Source organism: Phytohabitans flavus, assembly GCF_011764545.1.
GTDB lineage: Bacteria > Actinomycetota > Actinomycetes > Mycobacteriales > Micromonosporaceae > Phytohabitans > Phytohabitans flavus.
The window spans coordinates 5024405-5037394 of the sequence record NZ_AP022870.1; the positions used below are offsets into that span (position 1 = coordinate 5024405).

Below are 12990 nucleotides of genomic sequence, written 5' to 3' on the forward strand. Positions count from 1 at the left end.
ATCTAACTCGCGCGGGACGGCCTAGGCGATCTGGGCGCAGGCCCACAGCGCGGGGTACGCCAGCGCGATGATGGCCAGGACGTACGTGAAGTTCCATCGCGCGATGGTGAACGTATCGACACCGAATCGGGCCTGAAGCACCACGTTGAGCCCGGAGAGTGGGCCGCCGGCCGCCTGTACGCCCCAGGCGACAAGGCCGGCCATGGCGAAGAGTGTGGGGTCGGGGTGCAGTGGCGCGAGTGCGCTGGCCGCGACCGCGATGGTGATCACCGGGTGTACGCCCACCGCGGAGAGCGCCACCATGAGCAGCATCAGGAGCCACGCGGTCAGGACCCCGAACTGGGTGATCGGTGGGCCCAGCCCGGTCACCTCGACCACCGCCTTGAAACCGGCGGTCAGCAGGCCGGCGGAGAGAAACATCGCGAGTTCGCCGCTCATCGCCGGCAAGGATCGCCGGGTGTGTCCGGCGAGCCGGGCCGCGGTACGGCGGGGATGGCGGCGCAGCAGGATGGCGATCGTGATGGCGGGCGCGCAGCACATGATGATCCCGGTGACCGGTACGCCCGGGAGCAGCAGGTGCAGGCCGAGCACGGCGGCCATCAGCGCGACCGGCAGCCGTAGCGCGTCGCGGGTGACCGGGAAGCCCCGAAACTTCTCCACGTCCGGCCCGAACGCGCGCGTGATCTGAAGCCCGCTGATCGCCAGCCCGGTGGCGGCCAGGCCGGCGCCGATGAGCATGAGGACCGGGAGGCGGGCGGCCGGCGCGTAGGTGAGCACCGCCGCCGACGCGCCCCAGAACGGTGACCAGAAGGCGCCGGCCGAGTAGCCGCGGGAGAGCACCATCAGCTCGGGGCGGGCCAGCGGGAGCGCGCGGAACACGCGGCGGGCCACGATGTCGAGCGCGGTCACGTTGATGACGGAGCCGAAGGCGTGTACCGCGGCGGTGGTTTGCCAGACGGCGGCGCGGCCGGTGGGCGCGGCGTGGTCCGGGCCACCGCGTGGGGCGACCAGCCGGACGAAGGTGACCGCCGCCAGCATGCTGATCAGTGGCTGGTTGCCGGCCAGGGCGAGCCGCCAGTCCGGCCGTACCCCGAACAGGAGCCCGACCACGACGCCGGCCGTGCCGGCCGCCAGGAGCGCGAGCACGACGGCGCGGTATCGCCGACCCAGCCGGCCCAGCAGCAGCGCACCGGCCACCCAGGTGAGCGCGCCCGCGCCGAGCGTCGCCGGTCGCCAGGCCAGGCCGGCGATCGTGAGGACGACCGCCGCCGCGAGCAGCGTGGCGGGCAGCGGCTGGTATCGGCGTCCGGCCGGCACCCCCGTCAGGCCGCTAGCTCGTGCAGCACCTTGCCCAGGGACGCTTTGAGCTCCAGCCCGATGCCGGGCTCCTCGGGCAGCCGCACGTGTCCGTCCTCGATCGCGTAGCCGTCGGCGAAGCCGCCGAAGGGCGCGAAGATCCCGGGGTACGACTCGCAGCCGCCGAGCGGCATCGCGGCGGCGATGGCGAGGTTGAACTGGTGGCCGCCGTGCGGGACGCAGCGGGTCGGGCTCCACCCGGCGTCGTACAGGGTGGCGAGCGTGCGGCGGAACTCGGTGAACCCGTAGCTGAGCGCCGGGTCCATCTGGAGCACGTCGCGGTCGGCGCGGAGCCCGCCGTACCGGACGAGGTTGCGGGCGTCCGGAAACGACATGAGGTTTTCGCCCGTTGCCAGCGGGCCGGGGTACCGGGCGGCGAGCTCGGCCAGCGCGGCGTAGTCCAGCGGGTCGGTCGGCTCCTCGTACCAGTGCAGGGGGTAGGCCTTGAGCGCGTCGCCGTACGCGATCGCCTCGTCCTGCGTGAAGCGGCCGTTGGCGTCGACCGCGAGTGTGCACCCGTCGGGCAGGATCGCCAGCACCGCCTCGATCCGCCGCAGGTCGTCGGCGAGCGGGGCGCCGCCGATCTTCATCTTCACGGTGCGGTAGCCGAGGTCGAGGTAGCCGCGCATCTCGTCCTGGAGCGCGTCGATCCCACGGTCCGGGTAGTAGTAGCCGCCGGCGGCGTACACCCATACCTTCTCCGCTGGCGCGGCAGGCGGGCGACCAGGGATCTCGAGGCCGGCGAGCAGGCGGTGCAGCGGGAGGCCTGCGAGCTTGGCGGCTAAGTCCCAGGCGGCCATGTCGAGGATGCCGATCGCGACGGCGCGGTCGCCGTGACCGCCCGGCTTCTCGTCGCGCATGGCGGCCGCCCAGATGCGGTCCGGGTCGAGATGCCCGGTCGCGGGGTCGACCAGCGCGTCCGGTGCGGCCTCCAGCACCCGTGGGATGACCCGGGTGCGGAGCAGGCCGGCCTGGGCGTAGCGGCCGTTGGAGTTGAAGCCGTACCCGACGACCCGCCGGCCGTCGCGCACCTCGTCGGTGATCAGCGCGAGCACGCTGACGTCCATTTTGGAGAAGTTGATGAAGGCGTTCGACATGTCCGCCTCGATGGGGACCGTCAGCTCGCGGATGTCGACGATGCGCATGCGGGGGAAACTCCCGTCAAGGGTCTGTTGGAAACGATCTCACGGGTGTTGCCGGAGCGTAACACGGGTCTCATTCGCGTTGAAGCGGCTAGCGACCTATTCCACAACGCGACTGAGACGTATGGTGATAACGATTCCAAGACCTGCGACCAGGAAGGAGCCGCCCATGGCCGCCCCCACGCGCGCCACTGACGTCCTCGTGATCGGCGGTGGCGGCTCCGGGCTCGCCGCCGCGGTCAGTGCCGCCCAGCACGGTGCCCGCGTGCTGCTGGCCGAGAAGCAGCCCCGCCTCGGCGGCTCCACCGCGCTCTCGGTCGGCTCGATCACCGCCGCCGGCACCCGCCTCCAGGCCCGCGCCGGCGTCCAGGACTCGGTACCCGACTTCGTCGAAGACATGGTCGCGTTCAAGCCGGCCCTGCTCACTGGCGACGCGCCCGCCCTCCGCGAGTTGCTGGCCCGCGAGTCGGCGGCCACCGTCGCCTGGCTGGAGTCGCTGGGCGTGGCCCTGGTCGGCCCGTACCCGGAAGCGCCGCACCGGGTCTCCCGCATGCACAACGTGGTGCCCAGCTCCCGCGCGTACATCGCCCGCCTCGCCGACGCCGCCCGCCGCCACAAGGTCGAGGTGCTGCTCTCCACCGAGGTCGCCGAGTTGGTCCGCGATGCCTCGGGCGCGGTGACCGGCGCCGTGCTGCGTACCCCGACCGGCGATGTCACCGTCGAGGCGCGGCACGGCGTCGTACTGGCCAGCGGCGACTTCAGCGGCAACCCGAAGATGCGCCACGAGCACCTCTCCCCCGCCGCGGCAGCGGCCCACCCGATCAACCCGTACGCCAACGGTGACGGCCACCGGCTGGCGGCCGAAGTGGGCGCGGCCTGGCGGCGGATGGACGTGACGTTCGGGCCCCAGCTGCGCTTCGCACCGCCACAGCGCCCCGGGCTGGTCAGCCGCCTGCCCACCTGGCGCTGGCTGTGCAAGGCGGAGGCGTTCCTGGTGCAGCGGCTGCCCGCGTCGGCGCTGCGCCCCTTCGTCAAGTCGCTGCTCATCACGCACACCTCGCCCGCCGCGACGCTTTTCGCGCACGGCGCCATCCTGGTGAACAACGCCGGCGAGCGCTTCTGCGACGAGAAGGAGTCCGTGGCACCATTGTCCAGTCAGGACGGTGGTCGGGGGTACATCGTGTTCGATGCGGGGATCGCGGCGGCGTTCAACCGCCCGCCCAACGCCATCTCCACCGCGCCCGGCATCGCGTTCGCGTACTTCGACGACTACCGCCGCGGGCGGCCCGACCTTGTGTTCCAGGCGGACACGGCGACGGAGCTGGCCGAGCGCATCGGCGTCGACCCGGCCGCGCTCGCCGAGTCGGTACGCCAAGGGGCGCTCGGCACCCCGCTCGTCGCGATGGGCCCTGTGCACAGCATGCTCACTGTCACCGAGGGCGGCCTCGCGGTGGACGACGAGCTGCGCGTGCTCGACACCTCGGATGTGCCAATCCCCGGCCTGTACGCGGTCGGCGGCGTCGGACAGGGCGGGATGCTGCTGCTCGGCCACGGTCACCACATCGCCTGGGCGATGACCTCGGGTCGGCTCGCCGGACGGGCGCTGGCCAGGGCCAACGCCGGTGGCGACGGCCGCGCGAGCGGCGGTCGGGCGGGGAGGCACGCGACGTGAGTGGGCCACCTGGCGTCTCTTCGCGAAGCGAGGAGGCGGCGTGAGTGGGCGGCCCGGCGGCCGGGCCCGACCTATACTCCTCAGCATCCGCCGCACAGACAGTGACCGGCACTACGGAAGACGGCCACCGGCATGACCACGATCAAGGAGGTGGCCCGGCGCGCGGGCGTTGCGCCGGCCTCCGTCACACGGGTCCTCAGCGGTCACCCCAACGTCAGCGAGGCGCTGCGGGCGAAGGTGCTCGCGGCGGTGGACGAGATCGGGTACAAGCCGGACCTCATGGCAGCCGGCCTGCGCCGCGGCTCCAGCCACACCGTCGGGGTCATCGTCAGCGACATCATCAACCCACTGCTGGCCGAGATGGTCGACGCGCTCGATGTGAAGCTGCGCGACAAGGGCTACACGGTGCTCCTGGCCAACTCGCACGGCGACCCGGACCGCGACGTCGAGAGTGTCCACCTGTTACGCCAGCGCCGCACCGACGGGCTGGTCGTGATGGTCGTCGACGAGACCCGGGCCGAGCTGCGACAGGCACTGCGCGACCTGCCCATCCCGGTCGTGCTGCTCGACCGGCAGATCGAGACCGCCGACGCGGCCAGCGCCGTGCTCAGCGACCACCACCGGGGCACCCGCGAGCTGACCCGCCATCTGCTCGACGGGGGTCACCGGCGGATCGCGCTGCTGACCGGCCTGCGCGGCACCACGTACCCGGGGCGCGAGCGCACGCGCGGTTTCGTCGACGCCTTGGACGAGCGGGACATACCGGTCGCGTCGGCCTTCATCCGCGACGCCCGTGCCACCCCGGAGTCCGGCCAGCGCCTGGCAGCCGAGCTGCTCGACGACGGGGACCCGCCGACCGCGATCGTGGTCGGCCCAAACCCGATGCTGGTCGGGGTGCTGCGCGAGCTACAGCGGCGCAACCTGCGCGTGGGCCGCGACCTCGCCCTGGCCTGCCTTGACGACATCCCGATCGCGGCCCTGCACCACCCTCCGATCACCGCGCTGGCCCGCAACACCGAGGAGATGGCGCACACGGCGGCCGCGCTGCTGCTGGACCGGCTGACCGGGGTGAGCCGCTTCCCGCGCACCGTGGTCCTGCCGACCGAGCTGCGCCGCCGCGCCTCCACCACGGCCCTCGTAACGCCGGCGGACGCGGAGCTCCCGGTCAGCTGACCCGATCACTCAGAAACGGATGGCGCTCCGGACGCCGTCCTGAATAGAAATGCGAATTTCGAGAGCTACCGCGATGTCCGCGGTGGTCCGGACCGCTGCTCCCGCGGCCTCACCCTCCGCGCTTCACGACCACCCGGCCTCCCGCCCGGCAGGCTTCGCAGATCGTGGTATTGAGCTGCCGCTATAGGGACCGTTCGATACCACGATCTGTTCCCACGGATGCCAGAAGACGTGGGGCCGCTCCCCGGGGCGGTGCGCCCGCTCCCCGGGCGACGCGCCCGCTCCCCGGGCGAGAGGTGACAGCAAAATCGGGGATTTTGTCGGGATCTTCGAGCGCTCGGGCCCGCACTAGCGGAGGCACTGGGCGCGGCGGCGGGTGTGAACAGCGGAGGGTGAGGCCGCGGGAGCGACGGTCTCGACCACAGCGGACGTCGCGGTAGCTCTGATCCGGCTTCTCAAGCAGGTCTTCAGGCCACGCCACCCGCGGCCGGACGCCGCACCGCGCTGGCAGGCGGCTAGCAGCGGCGCGTGAATCGGGACAAAAGAATCGCGGTTACGCGGGTGTTTCGACCGTAACAGCCAACGAGACCTCAGCCGACGGTCACGAAATGACCTCGTAGCCTTGTGGAAAACGATACCAACGCCTACGTTCAGCCTTACGACAAGCGCCGCTCCGCGGTCCATCCCCCACCAGCCGACCGGGCTCACCGGCCGAGCGTCAGCACGCGAATCCTCACAGCTCAGAGGGGCTTCTTCATGGCTGCAAGCACGTTCCGAGGCGTCCTTCCCGCGACCATCACTCCCTTCACGACCGACGGTGATCTCGACCGCGACGCGCTTGTTTCGTATACACAATGGATGGAATCGATTCCCGGGGTGACCGGGCTCGTGGTCAACGGCCACGCCGGTGAGGGGACCTCGCTGACCCGCGAGGAGCGGATCGAGGTGATCCGGCTGACCAAGGAGACCGTCGGCGACCGCCTCGCCGTGATCGCCGGCGTCGGCGGGGACGGCAGCCGCGTGGTGGCGGGCGAGGCGGCGGACGCGGCCGAGGCCGGCGCGGACGCGGTGCTGGTCTTCCCCGCCGGAAGCTGGCTGCGCTTCGGCTACCAGGAGGGCGCGCCGCGCGAGCGGTACGAGGCAGTGCGCGCCGCCTCCGGCCTGCCGATGATCCTGTTCAACTTCCCGGACGCCACGCACGCGACGTACGACCTGGACACCATCCTGTCCATTCTGGAGCTTGACGGCGTCGTGGCCATCAAGGACGGCGCACGCAGCATGATCCGGTGGGACACCGAGCTTCCGGTGATCCGCCAGCGCTTCCCCGACGTGCCGGTGCTGACCTGCCAGGACGAATTCCTGCTGCACACCATGTGGGAGGCCGACGGCGCCCTGGTCGGGTACGGCGCGCTGGTGCCGGACCTGATGGTCGACCTGCTGGAAAAGGCGCGGCGCAAGGACTACGCCGCCGCCAAGGAGGCGTACGACCGGATGGCGCCACTGACCAAAGTGGTCTATCACCGGCGCTCGCACATCGAGTCGACCCCGGTCATGAAGCTCGGCCTGGTGCACCGGGGCGTGCTGCGCCACGCGACCGTGCGCCCGCCACTCATGCCGATGGACGACCTCGTCGCCCAAGAGGTGGCCGCGGCGCTCAAGGCCGCCGGCATCGAGGCGGCCTGAGCCATGGCCGCCGCGCCCGTACGAGCCACCGAGCCGGCCGCCCTGCGCCGCGAGCTGCGCGCGCTGGTCGGCACGGTGAGCGCGCCGCGCACCCGGCCCGTGCTGGCGTCCGACGTGCACCGCTTCCGGCTGGCCACGGCCGCCGGAGGGGGTGCGGGGAGCACCGACCCGACCGTCGTCCCTGCGGTCGGGTCGGTGGTACCCCCCACGTTCTTCTGCCCCGACCCGCTCGTGGCCGCCGAGGCGCTCGGCCTGCCGCGCCCGCGACCACTGTCCCGCACCATCGACGGCGGCTCGCAGTGGCAGGTGGTACGGCCGGTCCGGGTCGGCGACACCCTGACGCTCGTCGCCCGGATCGCGGCGATCACCCCGCGCACCACCGCGGACGGCCGGCCCATGGTGCTCACCGTCATCGAGGTCCTCGCCTGGAATCAGGACGGCCACCAGGTCGGTGTCGCCCGCGGTACAAGCGTCAGCTACGAGGAGCGGGTGTCATGAGGGTGAGCGAGGCCATCCCGACACTGACCGTCGACGCGGCCACATTGGAGCATGTCGTCCGCTGGTCCGCCGCGATCGACGACTACACGCCGATCCACTTCGACCCGGAGGCGGCGGCCGCCCGTGGCATGGCCGGCCCTGTGGTCAACGGCCCGTGGAAGGCGGCCCTGCTCGCCACGATGTTGGAGTCCTGGTTGGACGGTCGCGGCACGCTCGCCCGCCTGGACTGCCGCTACCGCCGGCCGGACCTGGTCGGCGCCGCACTCACCTTCGGCGGCACGGTCACCGCGGTCACCGCCGCGACCGGCCACGACGTGGTGGAGTGCGACGTCTGGGTAGCCGGCGCGGACGGGGACAAGACCGTGACCGGTACGGCGACCGTCCACCTCAGACCCGCCAGCACGGACGAGGAGACGCTTGCCACCGAGCGCCTGAAGGCAGCGGTCCGGCTGGGCCAGGAGGCCGGCCGCTTCACGTACGAGGTGACCGCCGGCGACATCGCCCGCTTCCGCGCGGCGGTCGGCGACCCTGGCCCGGACACCGTCGCGCCGCTCACGTTCTTCGCCGCCCTCGACCCGGTGGAGCGGCGGGACATGCTCCTCGACGCCGAGGTCCTGGACGAGATCCCGTTCGCGAAGACCGGTGGTGGCAACGCCTTCAACGAGGTGGAGTACGAGCGGCCGATCCGTGCCGGCGACGTCATCACGGTCGTCACCAGCTACACAGAGGTGTACGAGCGGGACGGCGGGTCGGGGCGGCTGCTGTTCCGGGTACGCACCAACGACCTCCTCGACGCCGCCGGTGACCTCGTCGCGCGGACCCGGATGGGCCACGTCATGGCGTACGACCTGAAGCGGAGGGTCAAGGCATGAGAGACGTCGAGGTCGGTGACCGCCTCCCTGCTCTGGTGAAGGTGGTGACGACCGAGCAGCTGGTCCGGTACGCCGGCGCGGCCAACGACTACGCCCGCATCCACTACGACCACGCCCACGCGCGGGAGCGCGGCTTCCCCGGCGTAATCGTGCACGGACTGCTGAAGGCCGCGTTCCTCGGCCAGCTGGTGACCGAGTGGTGCGGACCGGACGCGTGGGTGCGCCGCTTCTCCGTGCAGTACCGCCGCAACGACTTCCCCGCCCAACCCATCACCTGCCACGGCCGGGTCACCGCCACTGCCGCCGACTCGGTGGAGCTGGAGCTGTGGACCGAAGACCCCGAGCGGCAGGTGACGACGAAAGGTACCGCGACCGTCGTGTTTGGACCGAGCGCATGACCGCACACCGCATCGCCACGATCCCCGGCGACGGCATCGGCCGGGAGGTCGTACCGGCCGCCCAGGACGTGCTCGCCCTCGCCGGTGAGCGGCACGGCTTCCGTCTGGAGTGGACGGAGTTCGACTGGAGCTGCGAGTACTACACCCGCACCGGCCGGATGATGCCCGCCGACGGCCTCGACCAGGTGGCCGCCTTCGACGCCATCTTCCTCGGCGCGGTGGGCTACCCGGGCGTCCCGGACCACGTGTCGCTGTGGGGCCTGCTGATCCCGATGCGCCGCGCATTCGCCCAGTACGTCAACCTCCGTCCGGTCCGGCTGCTGCGCGGCATCGAGAGTCCACTTCGGGGGATCGAGCCGGGCGACCTGGACTTCGTGGTCGTCCGGGAGAACAACGAGGGCGAGTACTCGGAGATCGGCGGACGCCTCTACCGCGGCACTTCACGGGAGATGGCCGTGCAGGAAGCGGTCTTCACCCGGGCCGGCGTGGAGCAGGTGATGCGCTACGCCTACAACCTGGCCCGCACCCGCCGCGGCGACCTCGCCTCGGCCACCAAGTCCAACGGCATCATCCACACGATGCCGTTCTGGGACGAGCTGTTCCGGGAGATCGGCGGCGACTACCCCGACGTGAAGACGCGCGAGTACCACATCGACGCGCTCGTCGGCCTCTTCGTGCTCGACCCGCGCCGGTTCGACGTGGTGGTCGCGTCCAACCTCTTCGGCGACATCCTCACCGACCTCGGCGCCGCGATCGTCGGCAGCATCGGCATCGCGCCGTCGGCCAACCTCAACCCCGAGCGGCGACACCCTTCGATGTTCGAACCGGTGCACGGCTCGGCACCCGACATCGCCGGACAGGGCATCGCCAACCCGCTCGGCCAGATCTGGTCCGGCGCGCTGATGCTCGACCACCTCGGGCACTCCGCGGCCGCGGCCGAGGTGGTGGACGCGATGGAGGACGTGCTCGCCGGCGGTACGCGTACCCCGGACCTCGGCGGCACCGCGACCACCGCCCAGGTCACCGCCGCGGTGCGGGATGCGCTCGCGTCCCGCCCGCTCGAGACAGGGAGCGGACGATGAGCCTTTCCGGCAAGGTCGTGGCCATCACCGGCGGAGCCGGTGGCATGGGCCTGGCGACGGCACGCCAACTGGTCGGCCAAGGCGCCGGCGTCGCCGTGCTCGACCTCGACGACGATTTGGTACGGGACGCGGCCGCTGACCTGTCCACGGACGGCGGGACGGCCATCGGCGTCGCCGCGGACACCACCGACGAGAAGTCGATGGCCGCCGCGTTCGCCACCGTGCGGGAGCGCTTCGGCCGCCTCGACGGGCTGGTCACCGCGGCCGGCGTACGGCAGACCGCCGCGCTCGCGCTCGACCTCGACCTGGAGGTCTTCGAGCGCACCCAGCGGGTCAACGTGACCGGGACGTTCGTGGCGGTACGGGCGGCGGCCAGGGTGATGGTGGCCGACGGCACGCCCGGCTCGATCGTCACGATCGCCTCGGTGACCGGTGTCTCCGCGCGATGGGCGCAGTCGGCGTACTGCGCCAGCAAGGCCGCCGTGCTCCACCTGACCCGGGTGCTGGCGCTCGAACTGTCCACACACGACATCCGGGTCAACGCGGTGGCGCCGGGCGTGACCGAGACCCCGATGATCCGCAAGGCGATCACCGACGAGGGGCCGCAGGTGCTCCGCGACAAGATCGAAGGATCGCTCGCCCAGTTCCGGCCCGGCATCCCGCTGCGCCGCCTGGCCCAGCCCGAGGAGCAGGCCGAGGCGATCACCTTCCTGCTCTCCCCGGCGTCGTCGTTCGTCACCGGCGCCACCCTCTTCGTCGACGGCGGCGCCGCCATCGTCTGAGTGCCCTGTCAGGAGGTACGCCGTGCGAACCCTGTGGCGCAACAAGTTGGTCGCTATCGCGGCCGGCTTCCTCGTGGTGCTGGTCATCGCGGCCGTCGGCTCGCTCATCTGGAGCCCGTTCGACCCGTACACGCCCAACGTGGCGATGCGCAACCAGCCGCCGATGACCGCGAGCGACGGGCCGATCCCGCATCTGCTCGGCACCGACCCGCTCGGCCGCGACCTGCTCGTACGGCTGCTCCAGGGCGCCCGCATCTCGCTCGGCATCGGTCTGCTCAGCGTGCTGGTGTCCGGCACGTTCGGCTTCCTGCTCGGGCTGGTCGCCGGCTACTTCCGCGGCTGGGTCGACGACCTCATCATGCGCCTCGTCGACCTACAGATGAGCGTGCCGTCGCTGCTGATCGCGCTGCTGGTGCTCTACGTCCTCGGCCCGAGCATCCTCAACGTGGTGCTCGTGCTCGCCATCACCCGCTGGATGGTGTACGCCCGGGTCACCCGCGGCCTCATGCTCTCCCTGCGCGGCGAGCTCTTCATCGAGGCGGCCCAGTCGCTGGGCGCCAGTCACCTGCGCACGATCTTCCGTCACATGGTGCCGAACCTGCTCGCGCCGGTGCTGGTACTGGCCACGCTCGAGATGGCCGTGATGCTGCTGACTGAGGCGTCACTCAGCTTCCTCGGCCTCGGCATCCAGCCGCCGCAGTCGTCGTGGGGCCTGATGCTCGCCCAGGGCCGGGAGTACCTGACCTCCGCGTGGTGGCTGGTCACCTTCCCGGGCCTGGCGATCCTGCTGACCACACTCAGCATCAACCTCATCGCGACCTGGCTGCGCGCCCGCTCCTCCGACACCAGCCGGGACAGCCTCGGCAGCGGGGTCATCGAGCCCCGGCCCGGGTGGCCGACGGCGCGCCCGCGAGCGCGCTGACCGACGGACCGAACATCGGAAAGGCACCCGCATGATCCAGATCCGAAGCCCGTACAGCGGGGAGATCGTCGGCGAGGTGCCGTCGCATGGTCCGTCCGATGCGGACGACGCGTGCAAGGCGGCCGCCGCCGCCCTGGGCCGCGAAGACTTCCCGCAGCACGCCCGCGCGCTCGTGCTCGACCGCACCGCCGTCCTGCTCGGCGAGCGGGCCGAGGAGCTGGCCCGGCTGATCACCGCGGAGACCGGCAAGGTGATCAAGGATGCCCGGGTGGAGGTGGCCCGAGCCGCCGAGACGCTCCGCTTCGCCGCCGCCGAGGCCCGGACCCTCGCCGGGGACCTCGTGCCGATGGCGGCGCACCCGGGCGGCGTCGGCAAGCTGGGCCTGGCGCTGCGGCTGCCGATCGGCGTGGTCGCCGCCATCACCCCGTTCAACTTCCCGCTCAACACCGTCGCCCACAAGGTCGCGCCGGCGGTGGCGGCCGGCTGCCCGGTGGTCCTCAAGCCGGCGCCGCAGACCCCGCTGACGGCGTTGCGGCTTGTCGCGCTGATGGTCGAGGCCGGCCTGCCGGAGGACTGGGTCACGGTGCTCACCGACACCGGCAGCGAGGCCGGTGCCGCGCTGGTCACGCACCCGGTGCCGGCGATGGTGGCGTTCACCGGGAGCCCCGCTGTCGGCTGGAGTATCGCCGCCGCCGCGCCGCGCAAGAAGGTCGCGCTGGAGCTGGGCTCGAACGCGCCGGTGATCGTCGAGCCGGACGCGCCGCTGGCCGCCTGCGCCGCGCGGATCACCAAGGCTGCGTACTCCACGGCCGGACAGGCATGCATCTCCGTGCAGCGGGTGCTCGTGCACCGCCGCGTGCACGCGGACCTACGCGACCTGCTCGCCGCCGCGGCCGACCGCCTCGTGGTCGGCGACCCGATGGACGAGCGGACCGACGTCGGCCCCCTGATCAACCCGGCCGCGACCGAGCGGGTACTCAGCTGGGTCGACGAGGCCCGGTCCGGCGGGGCGGGTATCGCGGCCGGTGGCCGGCTCGTGGACGGCTGTATCCGCCCCACCGTCGTGGACCAGCCGGCCCCGGCACCAAGCTGCGCACCCGCGAGGTCTTCGGACCGGTGCTCGCGCTTGTCCCGTACGACACGTTCGACGAGGCGGTCGCGATCGCCAACGAGACGCCGTACGGGCTCCAGGCCGGCATCTTCACCCGGGACATCAACACCGCCCTGCGTGCCGTCCGCGAGCTCGACTTCGGTGGCGTACTTGTCAACGACGTCCCCACCGTGCGGGTCGACCAGCAGCCGTACGGCGGGGTCGGCGACTCGGGAAACACCCGCGAAGGCCCGGCCGCCGCCGTGAAGGCGATGACCGAGGTGCGGTTCGTGTCCATCCAGGACATCGCGGCGGAGTGA

At 71.8% G+C, this 12990-nt stretch carries 12 protein-coding genes and 1 pseudogene; 11 read left to right on the plus strand and 2 right to left on the minus strand.

All coding sequences use genetic code 11. The features are described from left to right. Nucleotides 1-21 precede the first annotated feature (21 nt). Nucleotides 22-1317, minus strand: a complete 1296-nt coding sequence (locus tag Pflav_RS21900) for a hypothetical protein (protein WP_173037811.1) — start codon at nucleotides 1315-1317, stop codon at nucleotides 22-24. A gap of 5 nt (nucleotides 1318-1322) precedes the next feature. Next, entirely contained in the window at nucleotides 1323-2501 is a 1179-nt protein-coding gene (locus Pflav_RS21905; RefSeq protein ID WP_173037812.1) for an enolase C-terminal domain-like protein, read from the minus strand. Between the two features lie 166 nt (nucleotides 2502-2667). On the opposite strand from Pflav_RS21905, the gene Pflav_RS21910 reads away from it, so the two are divergent. The 11 genes and pseudogenes from Pflav_RS21910 to Pflav_RS47565 all read left to right on the plus strand — a co-directional run bounded on the left by Pflav_RS21910 (nucleotide 2668) and on the right by Pflav_RS47565 (nucleotide 12990). After that, a complete protein-coding gene (locus Pflav_RS21910) occupies nucleotides 2668-4170 on the plus strand; it encodes an FAD-dependent oxidoreductase (RefSeq protein WP_269474528.1) in 1503 nt (500 codons plus the stop codon). Nucleotides 4171-4302: 132 nt separating this feature from the next. After that, complete coding sequence (locus Pflav_RS21915) at nucleotides 4303-5343, plus strand: LacI family DNA-binding transcriptional regulator (RefSeq protein WP_173037814.1); 1041 nt, start codon at nucleotides 4303-4305, stop codon at nucleotides 5341-5343. Between the two features lie 756 nt (nucleotides 5344-6099). After that, entirely contained in the window at nucleotides 6100-7026 is a 927-nt protein-coding gene (locus Pflav_RS21920; protein ID WP_173037815.1) for a dihydrodipicolinate synthase family protein, read from the plus strand. A gap of 3 nt (nucleotides 7027-7029) precedes the next feature. Further along, a complete protein-coding gene (locus tag Pflav_RS21925) occupies nucleotides 7030-7524 on the plus strand; it encodes an FAS1-like dehydratase domain-containing protein (protein WP_173037816.1) in 495 nt (164 codons plus the stop codon). Continuing rightward, nucleotides 7521-8396 carry an FAS1-like dehydratase domain-containing protein gene (locus tag Pflav_RS21930; protein ID WP_173037817.1) on the plus strand — a complete coding sequence of 292 codons (876 nt, stop codon included), beginning with the start codon at nucleotides 7521-7523 and terminating at the stop codon, nucleotides 8394-8396. Before Pflav_RS21925 ends, Pflav_RS21930 begins: the two co-directional genes overlap by 4 nt. After that, nucleotides 8393-8794: a MaoC/PaaZ C-terminal domain-containing protein gene (locus Pflav_RS21935; RefSeq protein WP_173037818.1), complete on the plus strand. Its 402-nt coding sequence runs from the start codon at nucleotides 8393-8395 to the stop codon at nucleotides 8792-8794. The genes Pflav_RS21930 and Pflav_RS21935 overlap by 4 nt, the downstream gene beginning before the upstream one ends. Then, nucleotides 8791-9876 carry a tartrate dehydrogenase gene (locus Pflav_RS21940; protein ID WP_173037819.1) on the plus strand — a complete coding sequence of 362 codons (1086 nt, stop codon included), beginning with the start codon at nucleotides 8791-8793 and terminating at the stop codon, nucleotides 9874-9876. Before Pflav_RS21935 ends, Pflav_RS21940 begins: the two co-directional genes overlap by 4 nt. Continuing rightward, nucleotides 9873-10658: an SDR family NAD(P)-dependent oxidoreductase gene (locus Pflav_RS21945; RefSeq protein ID WP_173037820.1), complete on the plus strand. Its 786-nt coding sequence runs from the start codon at nucleotides 9873-9875 to the stop codon at nucleotides 10656-10658. The genes Pflav_RS21940 and Pflav_RS21945 overlap by 4 nt, the downstream gene beginning before the upstream one ends. Before the next feature lie 22 nt (nucleotides 10659-10680). Continuing rightward, complete coding sequence (locus Pflav_RS21950) at nucleotides 10681-11580, plus strand: ABC transporter permease (RefSeq protein ID WP_173037821.1); 900 nt, start codon at nucleotides 10681-10683, stop codon at nucleotides 11578-11580. A gap of 31 nt (nucleotides 11581-11611) precedes the next feature. Continuing rightward, nucleotides 11612-12601 (plus strand): annotated as a pseudogene (locus Pflav_RS21955) (aldehyde dehydrogenase family protein); the annotation flags it as partial. A gap of 95 nt (nucleotides 12602-12696) precedes the next feature. Next, the gene (locus Pflav_RS47565; RefSeq protein WP_269474529.1) at nucleotides 12697-12990 is read left to right on the plus strand and encodes an aldehyde dehydrogenase family protein; all 294 of its coding nucleotides are present in this window, start codon (nucleotides 12697-12699) and stop codon (nucleotides 12988-12990) included.